The 20,149-nt window shown below is 65.2% G+C and carries 15 protein-coding genes and 1 pseudogene; 12 read left to right on the forward strand and 4 right to left on the reverse strand.

The window, feature by feature from the left end; translation table 11 throughout:
* Positions 1-165: 165 nt before the first annotated feature.
* Positions 166-483 (reverse strand): hypothetical protein, encoded by a 318-nt coding sequence (locus ABIE45_RS30705; RefSeq protein ID WP_192711615.1) that lies wholly within the window; start codon positions 481-483, stop codon positions 166-168.
* Here ABIE45_RS30705 and ABIE45_RS30710 point away from each other — a divergent pair.
* Both ABIE45_RS30710 and ABIE45_RS30715 read left to right on the forward strand, forming a co-directional pair.
* Positions 478-1,270: pseudogene (locus tag ABIE45_RS30710) on the forward strand (IS3 family transposase); the annotation flags it as partial. The gene ABIE45_RS30705 and the pseudogene ABIE45_RS30710 sit on opposite strands and share 6 nt — an antisense overlap.
* A gap of 190 nt (positions 1,271-1,460) precedes the next feature.
* Positions 1,461-1,643, forward strand: a complete 183-nt coding sequence (locus ABIE45_RS30715) for a hypothetical protein (RefSeq protein WP_192711784.1) — start codon at positions 1,461-1,463, stop codon at positions 1,641-1,643.
* 888 nt (positions 1,644-2,531) lie between these two features.
* Here the strand turns inward: ABIE45_RS30715 and ABIE45_RS30720 are convergent.
* Complete coding sequence (locus ABIE45_RS30720; RefSeq protein ID WP_192711785.1) at positions 2,532-2,702, reverse strand: hypothetical protein; 171 nt, start codon at positions 2,700-2,702, stop codon at positions 2,532-2,534.
* Positions 2,703-3,013: 311 nt separating this feature from the next.
* Here ABIE45_RS30720 and ABIE45_RS30725 point away from each other — a divergent pair, with 311 nt between their 5' ends.
* From ABIE45_RS30725 to ABIE45_RS30770, 10 genes are all read left to right on the forward strand, one after another.
* Complete coding sequence (locus ABIE45_RS30725) at positions 3,014-3,973, forward strand: tyrosine-type recombinase/integrase (protein ID WP_192711786.1); 960 nt, start codon at positions 3,014-3,016, stop codon at positions 3,971-3,973.
* Between the two features lie 63 nt (positions 3,974-4,036).
* Positions 4,037-4,987 (forward strand): IS481 family transposase, encoded by a 951-nt coding sequence (locus ABIE45_RS30730; protein WP_373622127.1) that lies wholly within the window; start codon positions 4,037-4,039, stop codon positions 4,985-4,987.
* Positions 4,988-5,258: 271 nt separating this feature from the next.
* Positions 5,259-7,019, forward strand: a complete 1,761-nt coding sequence (locus ABIE45_RS30735) for a type VI secretion system tip protein TssI/VgrG (protein WP_192711414.1) — start codon at positions 5,259-5,261, stop codon at positions 7,017-7,019.
* 138 nt (positions 7,020-7,157) lie between these two features.
* The gene (locus tag ABIE45_RS30740) at positions 7,158-7,448 is read left to right on the forward strand and encodes a PAAR domain-containing protein (RefSeq protein ID WP_192711415.1); all 291 of its coding nucleotides are present in this window, start codon (positions 7,158-7,160) and stop codon (positions 7,446-7,448) included.
* A 54-nt stretch (positions 7,449-7,502) separates the two neighbouring features.
* Positions 7,503-8,867, forward strand: a complete 1,365-nt coding sequence (gene tagH / locus ABIE45_RS30745; protein ID WP_192711416.1) for a type VI secretion system-associated FHA domain protein TagH — start codon at positions 7,503-7,505, stop codon at positions 8,865-8,867.
* Positions 8,864-10,189: a type VI secretion system baseplate subunit TssK gene (gene tssK / locus ABIE45_RS30750; RefSeq protein ID WP_192711417.1), complete on the forward strand. Its 1,326-nt coding sequence runs from the start codon at positions 8,864-8,866 to the stop codon at positions 10,187-10,189. The genes tagH and tssK overlap by 4 nt, the downstream gene beginning before the upstream one ends.
* Before the next feature lie 10 nt (positions 10,190-10,199).
* Positions 10,200-11,513, forward strand: a complete 1,314-nt coding sequence (gene tssL / locus ABIE45_RS30755) for a type VI secretion system protein TssL, long form (RefSeq protein WP_192711418.1) — start codon at positions 10,200-10,202, stop codon at positions 11,511-11,513.
* Entirely contained in the window at positions 11,510-15,025 is a 3,516-nt protein-coding gene (gene tssM, locus ABIE45_RS30760; RefSeq protein ID WP_192711419.1) for a type VI secretion system membrane subunit TssM, read from the forward strand. The genes tssL and tssM overlap by 4 nt, the downstream gene beginning before the upstream one ends.
* Positions 15,022-15,570 (forward strand): type VI secretion system-associated protein TagF, encoded by a 549-nt coding sequence (tagF, locus tag ABIE45_RS30765; protein ID WP_192711420.1) that lies wholly within the window; start codon positions 15,022-15,024, stop codon positions 15,568-15,570. The genes tssM and tagF overlap by 4 nt, the downstream gene beginning before the upstream one ends.
* Positions 15,570-16,349, forward strand: a complete 780-nt coding sequence (locus tag ABIE45_RS30770; RefSeq protein WP_192711421.1) for a PP2C family serine/threonine-protein phosphatase — start codon at positions 15,570-15,572, stop codon at positions 16,347-16,349. The genes tagF and ABIE45_RS30770 overlap by 1 nt, the downstream gene beginning before the upstream one ends.
* Positions 16,350-16,719: 370 nt before the next feature.
* Here ABIE45_RS30770 and ABIE45_RS30775 read toward each other — a convergent pair whose 3' ends face one another.
* Both ABIE45_RS30775 and tssH read right to left on the reverse strand, forming a co-directional pair.
* Positions 16,720-17,199: a type VI secretion system tube protein Hcp gene (locus tag ABIE45_RS30775; RefSeq protein WP_192711422.1), complete on the reverse strand. Its 480-nt coding sequence runs from the start codon at positions 17,197-17,199 to the stop codon at positions 16,720-16,722.
* A 162-nt stretch (positions 17,200-17,361) separates the two neighbouring features.
* Complete coding sequence (gene tssH / locus ABIE45_RS30780) at positions 17,362-20,088, reverse strand: type VI secretion system ATPase TssH (RefSeq protein WP_209578446.1); 2,727 nt, start codon at positions 20,086-20,088, stop codon at positions 17,362-17,364.
* Positions 20,089-20,149 lie beyond the last annotated feature (61 nt).

Raw genomic sequence — 20,149 nt, forward strand, 5'->3', positions numbered from 1 at the left:
TTTGCGGTCGGGCAGGATTGGTACGTTTTCACAGGCACTTGACGCCGATCGAAGCCCGCACGGAAGGCGCGTCGAACGTGCACGCGGCCCGACTATCGACCTGTATCCGGGCGCCGCCTGAGTCAGATCACGACCCCTGACCGCGACGCCCCGCTGCACGGTATCCTACCGCCGCCGGGCTTCCCGACGGGCCCGCTCCACGCTGCGCGCAAGCATATCCTCATCCACCGGCGGCGCGTACTTGCCGGCGTGCAGCTCCAGGGCCTTCGTGAACGCCTCGATGAACGCCTCAATGTCGATCCACGTCTTGTCGGCCATCTGAAGCGGCCAATCGTAGAAGGTCTCGCCTGAGCGGGCGGTGGTCTCGCTCAGACGCTTGGCCTCGAACCAGTACTCGGGCGCAGGATCGACGGATTCCACCCCGTCTTCATCCACTCGCCACTGGCGGTTCTCGAACAGGACTTCGCGGGCTTCGGTGTCCACGGAGTCTCACCCAGTGGCTTCTACGGCTGGCGGTCACGGCCTGAGAGCGCCCGCTCGGCCTCCAACCGCCCGCTCCTGGACGACGTCCAGCGCATCCATGCCGCCCATCATCGGCGCTACGGTGCGCCGCGCGTGCATGCGGGCCGAGGGCCGGACTGTCAGCCGCGGGCGGGTGGAGCGCCTCATGCGCCAACACGGCATTCGTGCGCTGGCGGGGCGTCGGTTCCGGCCCTGCACGACCGACAGCCGCCACGATCTCCCGATCGCCCCAAACCTCCTGAAGCAGGACTTCTCGGCCGCGCGGCCAAATACGGTCTGGTTGGCCGACATCACCTACCTGCCAACCGGCGAGGGCTGGCTGTACCTGGCCGCCGTCCTCGATCTGGCCACGCGCAAGATCGTCGGCTGGTCGATGCGCGATCATATGCGGGCCGAGCTGAGCGTGGCTGCGCTGATGATGGCCGCCCAGCGGCAGCGGCCGGCCGCTGGGTTGATCTGCCACTCGGATCGCGGCAGCCAGTACGCGGCCGAGGCCTACCGGAAGCAGCTCGCCGGTATGGGGGTCAAGCCGTCCATGAGTCGGACAGGATGCTGCTACGACAACGCCCCGATGGAGAGCTTCTTCCACACGCTCAAGGTCGAGCTCGTCCATCAGCGACGATGGGCGACCCGGGATGAAGCGCGGCGCGATCTGTTCGCTTACATCGAGGGCTACTACAATCGGCAACGCATCCATTCGGCACTCGGCTATCTCACGCCCGAGCAGGCCGAACGGACCGCGAGCTAATCTCCCCGTGTCCGCGAAATCAGGGGAGGATCACCTCGTATCCGACATTCACGTCCGCACTCAGCTGTGCCTGCCGGCGACCCCGTGCGTCTTGAAGCGCCTAATCGCCCGCCATGCCGCGGAGTGGGCCACGAAGGTGGAGCGGTAAGTCTTCGCCGGCATCGCGCAGGCTCTGCGCGAGTCCGCTTTGGTGTCGGACGACCTGACGTTTACGCGCCTGGATCGTCAGTTAAACGATCTAATCGCAACGGCATTGCGCAACGAGTTCGCAGTAAGCTTTCTGGAGAGTATGGCGGGCTTGTCACGGCGCTTCTGGTACCAGCACTACAAGCAGGCGGCTGATCTGCCTCCGGAAGAGCCGACCATACTGTGATGCCGAGCGTGTCAATTCCGTTGGTGCGTCGCAAGTGTCGGTCGCCCACTGGGCATGTTGTCGTCGCCTTCACGATCGACCTGCGCCAAAGCCGTGAGAAGATTGATGCCGGATGTCTGCTTCCGGGAAGCTGTCGGGCACGACGCAACCTTTGCGGCTACATCTTCGGCGACGGCGTTCGGCCCTTGAGGCCACCTTTAAGATCCGCTGCTGGTTCGGAGGTAAGCGCACAGTGACGCTACATCGGACCACGCGAGGCCTTCGTGAAAGTCGAGACCGTATAATGACCGCTATAACGGGCACAATGGCCTTTTATGACCATTTTAGCGGTCAAAAAACTTTGATCCGCCGGGAGCTTCGCTTACAGTCATGGAAGCTTAGCCAGCCCGCGGTGGTTGAAGAGATCGATGTGTCCGTACGCGTGCGAACTGGCGACCTGCTCCAGCAGGTGCTGCCTGATGTGATCTCGCGCTGAAGAGGATCTGACCCTGACCCAGCGAACCGGTCCGCGTCGAGCACACGTTTCTCGGGCATCCTAACTTGACCGGGGAGGGGCTCGAGCGGGGAGGGGATCCGGACTGCCCTCTCCCCCAACCCAACACCTGCGCTGTTCGGGTTCACCACATAGCCGCCTATGACAATCCGAAACCATCACGGTTCGTGAACGGCGCTCCTTCACAACCATTTTACGGCGCCTTGTCGGGAGGAGTGCTGAGCCAGTCCCATTTTATGGCTCGCGCCAGTGTGAGATTAGACGGGGCCCGACGGTCACAAGATCAAGTCGTTCAACATGCAAAATTCGCATAAGGCATCTTTTGACAAGAATTCCATGACGCGGGCGTGTCGAAGGATAGGCCCCGTCCATGCAGAGCGTGATCGTTTCTTCGGCTAGCCTTCGATTTCGACCCACGCGAGGTTGGTGCCGCGTGCTGCTTTGATCGAGGCCTCAGGCAACTTGAGATCATAGCGCTGCGGGTGCGCCTTCTCAAGCTCGCAGACGTATTCCAGGGCTTCGGTCAGCGAGGTGGAGACGCCGTAATCCTCCTCAGCCAGGTGCATGCGATGGAGGTCGCCCTCCCCATCGATGCGAACCGACCGGGTCACTGCACCATCACCGGACCGGGGCAGGGTGCTCGACCGCCCTGCCCCGGTCCGAGCGACGGCGCGAACCATCGGGCACCCGGGGGTCATCCGACCCACCACGACGCGAAGCTTCGATCCTGAAGTCATAGATCGCAGAATATCGACGGCGCCGGTCGGCGCAAACCGGGCCCCCTCCCCTTGCTCACGGCGCATTCGGCTGCCGATCGTACCCGGTCCGACATGCCGACGTTGACGGAATCCTCATTGGATCGAGCCAGCCTGGCCTGATGCACCACCCGACGACGTCCGCGCATCTCATCGAAGAGTGGCTCGAGGCTTCCGCTGCGGAGCGCGGGACCGCGAACAGTTCGCTGGAAGTGTACCGCAACAGCGCGCGGTGCTGGGCGGACTTCCTGGCCGGTCGCGGCAAGACGATCGTACAGGCTTCCCGGGCCGATTTCACCGACTATCTCGGACACCTCGACGCAAAAAATCTCTCCGAAGCGACCATTGGCCATCGTAGGACGGTGGTGCGATCGCTCCACCGCTTCCTGTTGGCCGAGGAACTGGTCGAGATCGACCCTACGAGCCTCGTCGCGCCCATGAAACGCCCGAGGCGCCTGCCGCTCGTGCTGTCGATGTCCGAGGTCGACAGGCTCGTCGAGACCGCACACGCGCAGGCGCGCGACGAGACCGTCGGTCTATACCGGCAGGCGGGCTACGCGCGGCGGGCCGCTCTCTTCGAAATCCTTTACGCCTCCGGAATGCGCGTGTCGGAGGCCGTGAATCTGCCCGCGAAGGCGATCGCATCCGGCACCCGCTCGATGATCGTTACCGGCAAGGGCGGCAAGGACAGGCTGGTGCCGCTTCACGACAGGGCGATTGAGGCGGTCGCCTTCTGGTGGCGCCTCGCGGCCGCGTATGGCTCGCGGTCGGAGAAGTGGGTGTTCCACTCTGTCCGCAACGGCGCGACCGCCCTCAGCCGGCAGAGCGCGCTCGCCGAGATCAAAGAGGCGGCCGTTGCTGCGGGCATTCCGAACCCGGACCGCGTGTCGCCCCATAAGCTGCGGCACGCCTTCGCGTCGCACCTCCTGTCGAACGGTGCGAACCTGCGGGAGATCCAGGAGATGCTCGGTCACGCCGATCTCGGGACGACCGAGATCTACCTGCACACAGACATGTCGCGGACAGCCGCGATGGTCCGCGATCTGCACCCGCTCAACGACCGGCCCCCGGAGGCTATTTAGGGCTAGGTGTTTGATCCCGCGGTGTGGTGGTACGGTTGACCACCATGCTGCGAGGGATGCGCTATGGGCCAGGTTCTTCATGGAAGCGCCACCACGACGGAGGCAGTCCGTCGCGCGATCCAGCTACGTGAAGAGAGCGTAAGAGCGCTGGCCAAGCGCTACGGCGTCAGCCCGACGACGGTGCAGAAGTGGCGCAAACGGACGAGCACAGCGGATGCCCGGATGGGCCCCAAGGAACCGCGCTCCACCGTGCTCACCGTCGAGGAGGAAGCGATCATTGTCGCCTTCCGCCGGCATACCCTGCTGCCGCTTGACGACTGCCTCTATGGCTTGCAGCCGACGATCCCGCACCTGACGCGATCCTCGCTGCATCGCTGCCTGGAACGGCACTGCATCAGCCGACTACCCGAGATCGAAGGCGACAAACCCAAGAAGCAGCGCTTTGCGACCTACGCCATTGGCTACGTCCACATCGACATCGCCGAGGTGAGCACGGCCGAAGGTAAGCTCAGGCTGTTCGTAGCCATCGATCGAACCAGCAAATTTGCCTTCGTGCGGCTCGTGGAGAGCGCCGGCAAGATGGAGGCCGCCCAGTTTCTGCGCGACTTCATTGAGGCGGTGCCTTACCGCATCCACACCGTGCTCACAGATAACGGCGTTCAGTTCACATCACGTCGACAGGACATCTACGATAGTAAGCACATCTTCGACCGCGTCTGCGACGAGCACAACATCGAGCATCGGCTGACCAAGGTGAACCATCCTTGGACCAACGGGCAGGTCGAGCGGATGAACCGCACCATCAAGGATGCGACGGTCAAGCGCTACCACTACGACAGCCACGACCAGCTTCGAACGCATCTGCACCTGTTCGTCGATGCCTACAATCACGCTCGTCGGCTCAAGACCCTGCGGGGCCTGACACCCACCGAGTTCATCCTGAACGCCTGGACGAAAGAGCCCAATCGCTTCAGGATCGACCCGTCACACCTCATCCCGGGACCATACACCTAGCTCGAACCGGATCAAACGTCGCAGACGCACGCCCATGCAGGAGGGTTACAGCTGTAACTCAGGGAAAATTCTTCGAAATGATACTGTAACAAAGACCGACAATATTTCAATTCTGAAGGCGCAATATCAATCAATTTGTGGATCGTTGTGGCCACAGGGCAACCAGAATATCGCATGCGAAGACGCTCGATGACGGCGAATATTACTCCGGATTACGGCCGAGCGTGCACACGAACACGCGTTTCCGCCCAGCCGCGGGAGAGTACCTGACATGACCGGCGCATTGTCGTCGTTGCTGCTGCTCGATTCGCCTCTTGGCGACGACCGGCAACTCTACCAGTCGGGAACGCTGCACGCCGTCGCGATGACGGCGCGTGAGCGGATCAGTGCACCTTATGAGATAGACGTGGAGGCGGTGTCGGCCGAGCAGGCGATCGATCCGGACAGGCTTCTATACAGATCTGTGGGGCTGACTGTACGCCGCAAGGACGGCATCGACCGCCGCTTTCACGGGATAGTCCGTCGCTTTACTTCCGTCGGCATCGAGCGACGCGGCCGCTGGGTGTACCGGCTCGAGATCGTTCCACGACTATGGTTTCTCGCCCAGTCCGTCGATTGCCGAATATTCCAACATAAGTCCGCAAAAGACATCCTTTCTGAAATATTTAGAGAGCACGACATCACGGATGTCGAGTTTAGAATTTTTGGATCCGACGAGGTGCGCCCATATACCACGCAATTTGACGAATCGTATTTACAGTTCGTGCAAAGGATTATGCAGGAGAGCGGATTATATTATTTTTTTGAGTTCGAACAGGCCAACCATAAGCTTGTCATTACCAACCGGAATCAATCATTCCGACAGCAGTCTGGCCCCCTGCATCGTGTCGTCGGGCAGGGCGACAACGTCGATATTTTCAACGAGTGGAGCGAGAGCCTCGCTACGACAACGGGTGCCGTGCAGATCCAGGATTACGATCCGGAGAAGCCGCGCCGGCTGGTGGACGGGCAGCAACGCACGCGGCTCGAAACCGCCGGCGCCGTCAAACGCAACGTATACCGCTGGCCGGCCATGACAGTGGATAGGAACGTCGCCGACAAACGCGCTCAGTATCGACAAGAAGCTGCCGAAGCAGCAGCTGCGCTGTGTCGCGGTCACGGCTTCGACCCTCGCTTGTCCGCCGGGCTTCGCTTCACCCTGGAGAAGGATCCTATCGATCGCGAGGCCGACGTCGACTTCGTCGTGCAGAGTGTTACGCATCGGGCGAGCGACGAGACGTGGCTGGGGGGGACCGCACCACCCACCTTCGAGTGCGAGTTCGCCTGCTTTCGGCAATCGGTGACTTGGCGCGACGAACTGACGATCCCGCGGCCGGTTATGGCCGGAATTTTCTCCGGGATCGTCCTAGGCGAAGCCGGACAGGAGATCCACGCCGACAGCCTCGCACGCATCAAAGTGCAGCCGCTGTTCGAGCATCGCAAGGAGACGACCGCCGCAGGCGCGATCTTTATCCGGGTGCTGCACGCCTGGGCCGGCAACCGCTGGGGATGGCAGCACTTGCCACGGGTCGGCACCGAGGTCGGGATTTCCTTCATGAACGGGGATCCCGATAATCCGGTCGTGGTCGGCTGCTTTTACCATCAGGACGACCCGCCGGTGTTTCCCGTCCCGGGCGAGCAGACTAAGCAGGGATTCCGAAGCCGCTCGACCGTGAAAGGCGGCACGAAAGACTTCAACGAGTTGTCCTTCGACGACGCGAAGGATAACGAGCTTCTTTACCTGCACGCGCAAAAAGATCAAACCACCGAGGTCGAGAACGATCAGTTGACCGTGGTAGATCGCGACCGAAGCGTAGTTGTCAAGCGAGACAAAACTATCACAATTGGACGCGATGGAAAAATCCTAAGCCAACGCGGAGATATCTCTATTACCGCTAATTTTGGCACTATTACGCTTAGATCAGGCCCCAGCCAAATTGAGATCTCTGAGGGGGGAATAGTTATCAAAGGTCCGCTCATCCGGATAAATTAGAACGCCATAGATCTAGCTATCTGCCGCATATTATGAATATAATTAAGTTCAAAAATTCATGGCCATACAATTTACGGATTGCAACATAACAAACAGAGCTCATCATTATAGACTGGATTTCTGAGGAAGGGCAGAAGTATGGCCGGATTTCCTGCAGCGAGAATCTCTGACGAGCATGTTTGCCCCTCCTCGACGGGGCCGATTCCACATGTGGGCGGCCCCATCGTTCAGGGGTGCGAGACGGTCCTAATCGCCAACCTTCCGGCAGCTCGCCAGGGCGACGCCGCCACCTGCGTCGGCCCAACTGATCGCATTGTGCTCGGCTCCCTCACGGTGTTCATCGGCGGCAAGCGTGCAGCCCGCGTGAACGATCCTTGTCAGCACGGGGGTAAAGTCGTGCAGGGCTGTCCGACAGTCCTCATCGGATGAAGATGCGATGCATGCTGGGGCTGTCCGGTTGCCCTCCCATCTGGGGCGGCTGAGATGAGCGTGACGCTAACAGTGATACGTTCTCCCGACGGCGTCGTGCGGGAACAGCGGGACATCTCCAACGGCGACCTGACGATCGGGCGCGGAAGCGGTTGCGACTGGGTTCTCCCGGATCCGGACAAGGTCCTCTCCAAGCAACATTGCCGGATCGAGGCGCGCGGCGACACATGGCTCGTGACCGATACCAGCGCGAACGGAACTCTGCTGAATGGCCGCGCGATCGAGAACCGGCTGCCTTTTCCTCTGCGCGCCGGGGACCGGCTTACCTTGGGCGGCTACGAGATCGAGTTCCGGCTTGAGCCGACTGCGTCCGGCGATGCCGCCGACGCGCCGACACGATTGGCCATGCCGCCCGATCCTGATGGGAATCTGTCGAGCGAGGAGCGTCTGACGAGTGATCCATTTCCGCTCGACGACGATGATCCGTTGGAAGTCGCAAATCCGTCAGTTGTGTTGCCGCTCGATCTGGACACCCTTCTGGAAGACGGAGACCGGATCCCCGAACGCCCCTTTCCCGAAGCCGATCAGACTTCGGATCTCGAATCGCACTTCAGGCCTCCCCGTCCGAGCGTCGACCTGCTGCCGGAGGACTGGGATGTCGACGACGCCGTCGCCGTCCCGTCCGCGCACGACGGCTCCGCGCCGGCATTGCCGACGCGGCCGGCGGGCGGACCGTCGTACATCCTCTCCGCCGACGCGGACGCGACGGCCGTTGAACCGTCCGAGGCGGGCTTCGCCGCGTTCCTGGCGGGTGCACGCGTTCGCTCGGAAGTCCCCGCGGACCCGGACGCGGCCTTGCACCGACTCGGTGCCGCCTTCCGGGTGGTGGTGAGCGGCCTACGCCAGAGCATGATTGCCCGGGCCGCTGTGAAAAGCGAGTTCCGCATCGGTCAGACGATGATCCGCCCGGCCGGCAACAACCCGCTGAAGTTCTCCGCGGACGACGACGATGCTCTCGCCGCACTTCTGGGTCTCGGCCGTCAGAGTTCCGTGACGGCGGCTGCCGCGCTGGCCGAGGCACTGCGCGACATCCGGCTCCACGAGCTGGCGACGGCAGCCGCCCTGCAGAGCGCCGTGCGCGACCTGCTCGCCCAGATATCGCCCGAGCGACTGATGCGCGGCGTGCGGCCACGCCCCTTGGACGACCTGCTCAAACGGCGAAAGCAGGCGGCCTGGGACACCTACGTCGTCCGTCATGCCGAGGTGACGCAGGCGCTGGGCGACGACTTTGACAGCGTGTTCGGCCGCGCCTTCGCGCGTGCGTACGAAGCCGCCCTCGACACTATCGCGACGCGCGAGACCGACCCCGGGGACGTCGCCGATGCCGTCGACATGGCACAGCCCGGGAAGACGCGATGACCTGGCAGAGCCGAGTTCTATGGCAGGAGGGCATGTTCCTTCGAGCCCAGCATTTCCAGCAGCAGGACCGGTGGGCCGCAGCGGAGCTGCGGCGGAGCGTTACCGGGTTGCGGCCGTTCCCCTACGGATTTACGACCTTATCGATCTCCCGTGACCTGCTCGGCACCGGGCGTTTCGCATTGACTGCGGCAGCCGGGCTGTTCGTGGACGGGACGCCTTTCGCGACGCCGGACGAGGCGGCGCTGCCGTCACCCCTGACGGTCCCCGAGACGGCCCGCAACGTTGTCGTCTTCCTCGCCATTCCCTTCCAACAGCCAGGTGCTGCCGAGGTCACCGGCGAGGGGCGCATCGGACGTTACGAGGCCGAGGAGTTCGAAGCCTTCGATACGCATTCGGGTGCGCCCGACAGCGCACAACTCCAGCTCGGCCGCCTCAGCTTGCGCTTCCTCCTGGAGACCGACGATCGTGAGGGCTACGTCTGCCTGCCCGTCGCGCGGATCGTCGAGGTCGGCGCGGATCGGCGAGTCACGCTCGACGATGGCTTCATCCCGACGGTGCTGACCTGCGTCGCGGCCCCGCAGCTCGCCGGTCTCCTCGTCGAGCTCTCAGGTCTGTTGAACCAGCGCGGCGAGGCGATCGCGGCCCGGCTCACCGCGGTTGCGGGCAAGAGCAGCGCCGAAGTCGCCGACTTCCTTCTGCTGCAGTCCGTGAATGGCTGGCAGACCATGTTCTCCCACCTTGCGGATACCGGGAGCATCCACCCCGAAGCCCTGTTCCTCACGCTCCTCCAGGTCGCGGGGGAACTTGCGACCTTCACGGACTCGCGGCGGCGCCCCGGCCGCTTCGAGTCGTACAGGCACGAGGACCTCCAGCGCACCTTCGCTCCGGTGGTGGCCGACATCCGTCGCTCGCTCTCGACGGTGCTGGAGCAGACTGCGATCCAGATCGCGCTGCAGGAGCGCCGCCATGGAGTCAGGGTCGGACCGATCCTCGATCGCACCCTCCTGACCGGCACGAGGCTCGTCCTGGTCGCGAAGGCCGACATGTCGGGCGAGACCCTCCGGCGCCTGTTCCCGAGCACCGTCAAGATCGGCGCCGTCGAGCACATACGCGAACTCGTGAACGTAGCGATCCCTGGCATCCAGCTGCAGGCGCTGCCTGTGGCGCCGCGGCAGATGCGCTTCATCCCGGAGGCCCAGTACTTCGAACTCGACCGCAACTCGCCGCACTGGCCGCAGATGCAGAACTCGGGTGGCTTCGCCATCCACGTTTCGGGCGACTTCCCGAACCTCGGCCTGGAACTCTGGGCGATCCGCGCGTGAGACGAGTACCTTGACCGAGAATCCGTTCGTCGAGCCCGGTGACGACGATCGCACGTTCGTCGTGCCAAGATCAGGCCGTCGCGCCGCGGCGCCGCCACGCGCGCCCGATCCCTGGCTCGGCAGCTTCACGGATCTGCCTGTCGGCAACGGCTCGCCGGTGATCGCGGCCGCCACCCCGTTGCTGTCGCTGCTGGCGCGCCTGCGCAACGTCGCGTCAGTTCCGGACGCCTCGAGTCTGCGCGAGCGGACCGTGATCGAGGTGCGCCGCTACGAACAAGCGCTCCGGGCCGCGAAGGTCCCGGTCGATCTCCTACGCACGAGCCACTACGCTCTTTGCGCAAGCCTCGACGACGTCGTGCAAAACACACCATGGGGCAGCCGCGGCTCGTGGGCCGACGCCTCCCTGGTATCGACCTTCCACCAGGAGGTTCGCGCCGGCGAGCGCTTCTTCGACCTGCTCAAGCGCATCTGTCAGACGCCGGGCAGGTTTCTGCCGGCGATCGAGCTCATGTATCTGTGCATGTCGCTCGGCATGCAGGGCCGCTATCGCGTTTCACCCCGGGGCGCCGCCGAGCTCGACCGCGTACGCGAGGAAACCTACCTCGTAATCCTGCGGCAGCGCGGGATCGCCGAGCCCGCGCTCTCGCCTCACTGGCACGGGATCTCGGCACCATATCGGCCGTTGCGGCCCGAGTTGCCGGTCTGGCTCGCGGGCCTCGCGGCTCTCGGTCTCCTCGGCCTCGCCTACGCCTTCGTTCTGTTCGGCCTCAGCAGGAGCTCGGACCTGCTATTCGATGCCGCGCTCGCCGTACCTCCGGGCGCGATGCCGACCATCGCCCGCGACGGACCGCCGAAGAGGATGCCGCCGACACCGCAACAGGTCGAAGGGGACGGGTTCGCACGCTTTCTGGAGCCCGAGATCAAGGCGGGGGTGGTGAGCCTGACCGGAACCGCCGCGGCGCCGATCATCCGGGTCCGGAGCGTCGGCATGTTCGCCTCTGCAAGCGCGACGCTCCAGCCGCGGTTCAGACCGATCCTCGAGCGGATCGCGGCGGCGCTGAAGAGCCGACCGGGTTCGATCCTCATTGTGGGCTACACGGACGACGCACCGATCCGCACGATCGCGTTCCCGTCGAACTACGAACTTTCACGGGCCCGGGCCCGAGCGGCCGAGGCCGTCCTCTCCCGGACGCTCGGCAGCGGCCGCGTCCGATCCGAAGGTCGCGCGGACGCGGATCCCATAGCGGACAACGGCACGCCGGAGGGACGCCAGCAGAACCGCCGCATCGAGATCGTGACCGAACCGGAGAGCCGTCCCCGATGAACGCCGTCTCGTCACTGCTGATGCAGCTCGCGGGTCGATGGGGCGCCGGCCTGGCGGGCTGGACCATCCTGAGCGCATTGGTCTGGTCCGTGTTTCCGGTCGTTCCGATGTTGGAAGCGCCGGCCGTGCGGCTCTCCGCCATCGCCGCGCTGCTCGTGGTCTACCTCGCCGTGAACGGCGCGATCTCGTGGCGCGGTCGCCGCCGCCGGAATGCGCTCGCCGCCGGCATGGCGGACGAGGCTGGCGCCCGCGCGGCAGCGGAAGCCGAGGCCGAGGCCGAAGCGGCCGAGGAAGTCGCGCAGCTTCGCGAACACATGAAGCGGACCTTGGCTCGGCTGCAGCGGCGTGGTTGGCGCAAGGGGCAGCTCTACGACCAGCCGTGGTTCGTGCTGATCGGACCGCCGGGATCGGGCAAGACCACGGCGCTCATGAACTCCGGCCTCCACCTGCCGCTCGGGGAGGACGGCGGGAAGCCGTCCCTGCCGGGCGTAGGCGGCACGAGACTCTGCGACTGGTGGTTTGCCGACGAGGCGGTGCTGATCGACACCGCCGGACGCTACACGACCCAGGATTCGTCCGCCGAAATCGATGCTGCGGGCTGGAGGAGCTTCCTCGACCTCCTGCTGCGCACCCGCCCGAGGCAGCCCATCAACGGCGTCGTGGTCGTGCTGTCGCTGCCCGATCTCCTAACCGCCACGCCGGCCGAACGGGACGCCCACGCGAGGGCGGTGCGCCTGCGCATCAACGAGATCACCGAGCGCCTGCGCCTGCGCGTGCCCGTATACCTGGTGCTGAGCAAGGCCGACCGGTTGTGCGGATTCGATGCCTACTTCGATGATCTCGATGCGGAAGGGCGCGGCCAGGTATGGGGCATGACGTTTCCGCTCGACGGCGGTGCAGATCGTTTTGTACCCGAGTTCCGCCTGCTCCTCGGGCGGCTTGAGGATCGTCAGGTCGAACGTCTCCAGGCGGAGCGGGCCGGCGAGCGTCGGGCCCTGATCGGGCAGTTCGCCCTTCAGGTCGCGAGCCTCGAGCAGCCTCTCCTCGCCTTTCTGAATCTCGCTTTCTCCGGAGGGCGCCTCGACCCGGCTCCATTCCTGCGCGGCGTCTACCTCACGTCGGCGACGCAACAGGGAACGCCGATCGACAGGCTGACCGGGATGCTGGCCGCATCCTTCGGCATCGATCAGACGGGCGTCCCGGCGCTACGCCCGGTGAGCGGACGCAGCTACTTCGTCACTCGGCTCGTCCGAGAGGTCATCCTGGGCGAGGCGCTGCTGATCACCCGCGGGAGCGGCCGCTGGCGGCGGCACGCACTGCGGATCGCCGGCTTCGCCTTGGTCGCGGCCAGCCTGCTGGCCGGCGGGAGCCTGATCTTTCGAGCGGACGCGAAGGATCGGCAGGCGGTCGATCAGGCCCGCGAGGCGCTCGCCACGTATCGGCAGCGCTTGTCGAGCCTGCCGCTCGATCCGGTCACGGACGACGACCTCGTGAAGGTCGCGCCGGTCCTCGACGCTGCGGCGGAGCTGTCGCGCGAGGTGGATGCCGACCCGCTGATGCTCGGGCTCTCGCAGCGCAACAAGCTGGCCGAGGCTAACCGGCAGGTCTACCGTCATGCGCTTCAGCGCATCCTTCTTCCCCGCCTCGTTTGGCGCTTGGAGCATCAGATGCGGGCGGAGTTCGGAAATCCGGCACGTCTCTACGACACCACGCGAATCTATCTCATGCTCGGCAGTCAGGGCCCCCTCGAGCCCGATGCGGTGCGGGCGCGGATGCGTGCGGATTGGGACGTGCGCTTCCCGACCAATCTGGACGCGCCGCTGCGTACGTCCCTGTCCCGCCACCTCGACGTGCTGCTTGCCGAACGCCTGCCGGAGATCCAGCTCGACGGAGCGCTCGTCGATTCCGCCCGCGCCGCCTTCAGCCGCGTCACCCTGGCGGAACGCGTCTACGGACGGCTGCGTACGAGCGCCGCTGCCCTGTCGCTCCCCGAATGGACGGCCGCTGCGGCCCTCGGTGCCGATGGACGGCGTCTGTTCACGCGGCTCTCCCGGCGACCGCTTGGCGAGGGCATCCCGGGCCTCTACAGCGGGCGCGGGTACCGTGACGTGCTGCAGCCCACTCTTCCGGGCGTGGCGCGGGCGGCGGCGGCCGAGAGTTGGGTCCTCGGCCGGGCCGAGCAGGTGCCGACCGAGGAGCCGCAGATCTCAGCGTTGGAGGAGGCCGTCCTCTCGCTCTACGCCGCCGACTACAAAGCTCACTGGGACGCGCTCCTCGGCGACCTGGCCCTGGAGCACCTCAACGGTCAGGAAAAGGCCGTGCGCGACCTGTACGTGCTGTCTTCGCCGCAATCTCCGATCCGAGATCTCCTGACGGCGATCAGCCAGGAGCTGCGCATCCCGGACGGAGCCACGGACCGATCCGTTGCGCCGCCCGACCGGCCCTCCTCGACGTCTGGCGGAACTCCTGTCTCGGCGCCGATCTCGCCCGCGCTGCGGAGCGTGGAGGGACACTACAGAGCGCTTGCCGACCTGGTGAATAAGGGAGAGGCGTCGCCACTCACCAACATCCTGCGACTGATCAACGATCTCCAGCAGGTTCTGGCAGCCGCCGCTCCGGGCGGTGCGCCCTTGCAGGACAATCTCCAGCGGAGCGGCGACCCTGCCCAGCTCCTGACGGCCGAAGCCGATCGGCAGCCCATACCCCTGTCGAACTGGCTACGCGAGATTGCGACCTCGGGCAGCCAGATCCTCGGCACATCGACGCGTGCCTCCGCGGCCGGTGCCTACGCAGCGGCGGACGGCCCTCTCGCCCTCTGCCACGCCGTCGTCGACGGACACTATCCGTTCGACGCGAACTCCCGCCTCGACGCTCCCATCGACGATTTCTCGCGCCTGTTCGCGCCCGGCGGCCAATTCGATACCTACTTCCAGAGGCAGATCCGTGGCTTCGTAGATACCCGAGGTCCTACATGGCAGGTACGGACGTTGGGTGGCATCGCTCCGCCGCTCGACGCTGCCGCAGCCGCCGCCTTCCAGCAGGCGGCCGCGATACGAGCCGTCTTCTTCCCCGCAGGGAACTCGCCGCAGCTCAGCTTCTCCCTGGTTCCGGCCTCGAACAACGATCCCGCCGCAAGCTTGACGATCGGTGCCACGACCGTCAGCAAGGACCCGAACCAGGCGGCGACTTTCACGTGGCCGAGCGGGGGGCTAAGTGCCGCCTCCTTGACCTTCGATGATCAACCCGCCCCGGACCCCGGCGTCTTCGGGGGACTCGCGATCGCGACGAGCGATCCGCGGCCGACGCCCGCAAGCCTCCAGTTCACTGGCACCTGGGCGCTTTTCAAGCTGCTGGACCACGCGCGCGCGACCCCGGGACGGTCCTCGACCGCCTTCGATCTGACGATCGTCGCGGGTGGCCGGCGGGCCGCCTATGTGCTGCAGGCCGGCTCGGCCCTGAATCCATTCTCCCGGAACCCGCTTCGGGGGTTTCGCTGCCCTACAATCCGATGATCTCGGTACGGGCCGGGTTCTACGGCAAGCTGCCGGCCCGCGGCGACTTCCTGAGGCAGGGACTGCCGAGGAAAGTCGCACAGGCTTGGGACGGCTGGGTCGAGCGGGTTCTCCCGGTGGCCCGATGCGAGCTGGACGGCGACTGGTACGGGAACTGGGAGGCTTTGCGGCCTTGGCGCTTCCTCCTTGCGCCCGGGCTCTGCGGCGAAGCCCTCCTGAGCGGCGTCTGGTTCGCGAGTTCCGACAGCGTCGGACGCCCCTTCCCGCTCCTTCTGGCCGCTCAAGGCGTGCTGCTGACGGACGGCTTCCTGGACGCGGCAGAAGCGGTTGCCGCGGATGCGATCCGCGGTGACGTCTCGCCGGACGACCTGATCGCCGCCCTGGGCAGCCATGCGGAACCTCGCGTGATCCCGGATCGGATCACCGTTCCAGCTCGGGACAGGCAGGCTCGGTGGTGGCGTGGAGATCGGCTGGCCTCGAACGAGGATCTGGAGACACCCGGCTGGCCCGATGCGACAGCGTTCATGGAGATGGTCAGGTCTTGATGGGTACGCAACGACACTGGGCGATCACGCATCCCGGAACCCGACGCACCAGTAACGAGGACGCCTTCCTCTGCCGCCCCGAGATAGGTCTGTTCGCCGTCGCGGACGGAGTCGGGGGTCATGGCGGGGGCGCGTTTGCAGCCACCGAAGTCGTGAAGGCTCTCGAGCAGATCCCCGACTCCATCGGTCCCGCCGAGATCCTCGCCGCGGTACGGGATCAGCTTCAGTCGGTGCACAAACGCTTACGTACCATCTCGGGTGGCGGTAGGCGGAATTCTCCCGCGAGCACCGTCGTCGTTCTCCTGTTCAGCGGTAGCCATCTCGCCTGCGTCTGGGCCGGCGACTCTCGCGCGTACCTTTTCCGCAACGGCGAGCTTTTGAGACTGACCAGCGACCACAGCATGGTCGGAGAACTGGTGCGGGCCGGCAGGCTGACCGATGCCGAGGCCGAACGCCATCCTGACGCCAACATCATTACACGGGCGCTCGGGGTGGGGCCCGACAACGCTCCCCTCGACAAGGTCGTCGCGGCGGCGGAGCCGGGCGACCGATTCCTGCTCTGCAGCGATGGATTGCCCAAAGCGCTGTCGTCGCAGGACATCGAAAGTCACATGGACGAGGATGATCCAGCTGCCGCGCTCCTCGAAGCGGCGCTCGGTGCCGGGGTCAAGGACAACGTAACCGTCATAGTTGCGCAGGCTTGCGGCGGCGATCATAAGGCTGCTCCCACTCCGCCGTCGCCTGGTAATCAGGGGAACGAAAAAGGGGAGTTCATCTAAGATTCCGTAGGGCGGCCGGACAATTACGGACGCCTACACCGTTCCCGATCGGGAGCGCCCAAACGTCCTACGCACCCGCGAGATCCAATGCTCGGGGAAGGCGCGACCCGGTCCATGAAGGCGCTTGCGCCCAGGAATAAGGGGCGCGGACCGGCAACCATCCCGACAATGTCTCCGCCGTGGACGCATCAGAACGCGCTGCCGCGTTCTGTTCTACGCGCCGCTGCGGGACACGGTGGCCGTCGGCGAGAAGCCGCACCCAACTCGAGAAGCGCGGGGATGTGCCCTCGGGATATCGCGGCGCGTCGAGCGGCGCACCCCGCCGGCGGCACCGACGGATGGGGCCCGCCGCGACGAGGCCGTCGGGTGTCTACTCGGTCTGCGCGGTGGCCAGATTGTAGGTCGTCGTGGCAGGTGAACCTTGCGTCCCGTCGTCCTTCTGGTCGGTATCGGTGATCGCGATCTTGGTGAAATTCAGCGTGATCACCTCGACGGGGCGATCGGAGCCGGCCGCCTGGTTGGACAGGCTACTAATGATGGCTTCGGTCAGCACGAGCTTGCGGAACGTGGCTTCCTGGCCCTTGTCTACGCGGGTGAACTCGATCGTGGCATCCTTCGCGGTCCCTACGAAGGCGAGACTCGCCACGCCCTTGCTGGCGCTATCGACGTACTTCGTGACCATCACCTCGCTCACATACGCGGAGGAGGACTCGCGGTTGTTGCCCACGCCCACCGCGCTCCGGATCGTGCGCGACATGTTCCAGCGCACGTCGAGCAACTCGATCCACTTCTTGTGACCGGACTCCGTAACGTCGCCTTCCGCTCCTTGAATTTTCAAGTAGATAGCCATCGGTAATTTCCCGTCCTATTTCGGCCCGCGACTGCGGATATCCAAGTATTTAGTCCAAAAGTTGCGGAATTGTTGCCGAATATACGAATGTTATTGCAGGCGTAACCTGCGCCCATGCTCTGGATCAACGGGCAAAAAGATCGGTAATGTTGCCGGACATTACTACGCCACGATGCAAGCCAGCGCATGTGCCGGATCGGAAGCGGGATCGACATCGATCCGGACCTCGGCGATCGGCTGCCCCTCCGCCATACGGGCGAGGAACCGTGCGGAAAGGTCAGGCAAAAGGCTTCTTGCAAGGTATGCCTCGATGCCGCGGGCGCCGGCTCCAGCAACGTCGGCGCGCGAACGGATCGCCGCCCGGGCCGCGTCGCTGACCGTGAAGTCGGCTCCGTAACGTTCCGCGACTCGGTCGGCGACGCGCCGGAGTTGCAGGTCGACGATCCGGTCGAGGGTGTCGGGGCCGAGCGGCAGGTAGGGTACGAGGCTGACGCGACCCAGGAACGCGGGCTTGAAATGCTTCGTCATCTCGGTCCGCAGCGCGTCGCCGAGTCCTTCGGGATCCGGGGCGCTCACGGGGTCGGCGAAGAGACTGTCGATCAGCGCCGTGCCGGCGTTCGAAGTCATGATGATGATCGTGTTGCGGAAATCGATGTCGCGTCCCTCGCCGTCCTTCATCGTGCCCTTGTCGAACACCTGAAAGAAAACGTCCTGGACGCCGGGGTGCGCCTTTTCGATCTCGTCGAGGAGCAGCACGGAGTGCGGACGCCGCCGGACCGCCTCCGTCAGGATACCGCCTTCGCCATACCCGATGTACCCCGGCGGGCTGCCCATCAGGAGGGAGACCTTATGCTCCTCCTTGAACTCGCTCATATTGATCGTCGTCATGGTCTGTTCGCCGCCGTAAAGAGCCTCGGCCAGCGCCAGCGCGGTCTCGGTTTTGCCCACTCCGGACGTTCCGACCATCAGGAAGACGCCGACCGGCTTGCGCGGGTCGGTGAGGCCGGCACGGGAAGTGCGGATCGCCTGGGAAACGGCCTCGAGGGCATGGTCCTGTCCGACCACTCGGCGGGCCAGCATCTCGCGCAGGGAGAGCACCGACGCGATCTCGTCGCCGCGCATCCGGCCAGCCGGGATTCCCGTCCAATCCGCGACGATCTCGGCTACGGCCTGGGCGTCCACCACCGGAAACACCATGGGGCGCTCGCCTTGGATCGCGCGCAGCGCCTTCGCGGAGGCCGCCAGCTCCATGCGCAGGTCGGCCGATCCGGGGGTCAGCTCCGCCTGTTCGCGGAGACGCGCGAGCTCGGCCACCAGGCGCCGCTCCTCCTTCCAACGCGCCTCAAGTTCGAGAAGCTCGGCACATAGAGCTTCGTCCTCCTCGGCGGACGCAGCCAGCCGGACGGCGTGGTCGGCGCCGGAGACCTCCTCGCGTTCGAGCACGCGAACCTGGTTCCGCAACGCCGCAGCCCGTCGCCGGCGATCCTCGATCACCGGAGGCGTCGCGGCTTGGCTCATCCCGACGCGGGCACAGGCCGTATCGACGAGGCTGATGGCCTTGTCGGGTAGCTGGCGGCCTTGAATGTAACGCGTCGAGAGGCGGACGGCCGCCTGCGCCGCCTCATCCAGGATGCGCACGCGGTGATGCCCTTCCAAGGTCGCCAAGAGGCCCCGCACCATATCGATGGCCGTTGCCTCGTCGGGTTCCCCCACTTTCACAGGCTGGAATCGGCGTGTCAGCGCCGCATCCTTCTCGAAATATCGTTTGTACTCGGACCAGGTCGTGGCCGCGACGACCCGCAGTTCGCCGCGCGCGAGTGGCGGCTTTAGCAGGTTGGCGGCATCACCCTGGCCGGGCGCCCCCCCTGCGCCGATCAGCGTGTGGGCCTCGTCGATGAACAGGATCACCGGCTTGGCGCTCGCCTGCGTCTCGTCGATTACGCCGCGCAGACGGTTTTCGAACTCGCCTTTCACGCCGGCTCCTGCCTGCAGGAGCCCGAGATCGAGCGTCCGCAAGGCCACGTCGGCCAACGGCGGTGGCACGTCGCCAGCAGCGATCCGAGCCGCCAAACCCTCGACCACCGCAGTCTTGCCGACGCCGGCCTCACCGGTAAGGATTGGATTGTTCTGACGGCGGCGGGTCAGGACGTCGATGACTTGACGGATCTCCGCGTCGCGGCCGAGGATCGGGTCGATCCGTCCGGCGCGGGCCCGAGCGGTGAGATCCGTGGTGAACCGGTCCAGCGCCGGGGTCGCACTCAGGCTCGTGGACCCACCTGCCGCTCCGCCACCCTCACCCGCGGTCGCGTCCGGCGGGGCGGTCCGACCGCCTTCCGCGCTGCGCGCCACGAGAGCCGCGAAGCCCTGACGCACCGCATCGGGACCGATGCGGCGCAGGTCGGGTGCGGCCGAGACCAACCGCGCCGCCACGGTCTCATCCGACAGCGCCGCCCACAGCAGATGCCCGGAGCGGAATGCAGGCGTGCCATGCTCCACGGATGCGAAAAGCCAAGCCTCCTTCATCACACGGACGACATCCGGCGCGAGGCTCGGCGTCCGGCCGCTACCCGTGGCGATACGATCCAAAGCGCTCGTCAGGCCGGCCATGACGCGATCGGGATCGGCTTCGAGCCCGCGCAGGATCGCGGTCACATCGAGTTCCGGCCGGTCGAGCAGCTGAACCAGCCAATGCTCGATCTCGACGTTGTAGTTCGAGCGCGAGCTCGCGCTTCCGGCGGCCGCCTCAAGGGTGCGTCGCGCGCCTTCGCTCAAGCGTCCCACTAGCTTGGACAGATCGATGGTCGCCAAATCCGGTGGTCTCCGTACGGTAAACCCATGGAGAAGCGTAGGCAAAATGCCGGGAGCATGTCTACAAGCGTTCGGTTTCATCTGTAACGCAGCAAGTTCAGGCTGAAATACTCTTGTAATCATCCGAAACAACATTGGCGGA

The organism is Methylobacterium sp. OAE515, assembly GCF_041806315.1.
GTDB lineage: Bacteria > Pseudomonadota > Alphaproteobacteria > Rhizobiales > Beijerinckiaceae > Methylobacterium > Methylobacterium tardum.

Excerpts from the sequence above, each read along its gene's own strand:
- ABIE45_RS30775 (WP_192711422.1), bottom strand. The coding sequence starts at position 17,199 with ATGGCTATCTACTTGAAAATTCAAGGAGCGGAAGGCGACGTTACGGAG.
- tagF (WP_192711420.1), top strand. The coding sequence starts at position 15,022 with ATGATCTCGGTACGGGCCGGGTTCTACGGCAAGCTGCCGGCCCGCGGC.
- ABIE45_RS30720 (WP_192711785.1), bottom strand. The coding sequence starts at position 2,702 with ATGCACCTGGCTGAGGAGGATTACGGCGTCTCCACCTCGCTGACCGAA.
- ABIE45_RS30735 (WP_192711414.1), top strand. The coding sequence starts at position 5,259 with ATGACCGGCGCATTGTCGTCGTTGCTGCTGCTCGATTCGCCTCTTGGC.
- tssK (WP_192711417.1), top strand. The coding sequence starts at position 8,864 with ATGACCTGGCAGAGCCGAGTTCTATGGCAGGAGGGCATGTTCCTTCGA.
- tagH (WP_192711416.1), top strand. The coding sequence starts at position 7,503 with ATGAGCGTGACGCTAACAGTGATACGTTCTCCCGACGGCGTCGTGCGG.
- ABIE45_RS30740 (WP_192711415.1), top strand. The coding sequence starts at position 7,158 with ATGGCCGGATTTCCTGCAGCGAGAATCTCTGACGAGCATGTTTGCCCC.
- ABIE45_RS30725 (WP_192711786.1), top strand. The coding sequence starts at position 3,014 with ATGCACCACCCGACGACGTCCGCGCATCTCATCGAAGAGTGGCTCGAG.
- tssH (WP_209578446.1), bottom strand. The coding sequence starts at position 20,088 with ATGAAACCGAACGCTTGTAGACATGCTCCCGGCATTTTGCCTACGCTT.
- ABIE45_RS30770 (WP_192711421.1), top strand. The coding sequence starts at position 15,570 with ATGGGTACGCAACGACACTGGGCGATCACGCATCCCGGAACCCGACGC.
- tssM (WP_192711419.1), top strand. The coding sequence starts at position 11,510 with ATGAACGCCGTCTCGTCACTGCTGATGCAGCTCGCGGGTCGATGGGGC.
- ABIE45_RS30730 (WP_373622127.1), top strand. The coding sequence starts at position 4,037 with ATGGGCCAGGTTCTTCATGGAAGCGCCACCACGACGGAGGCAGTCCGT.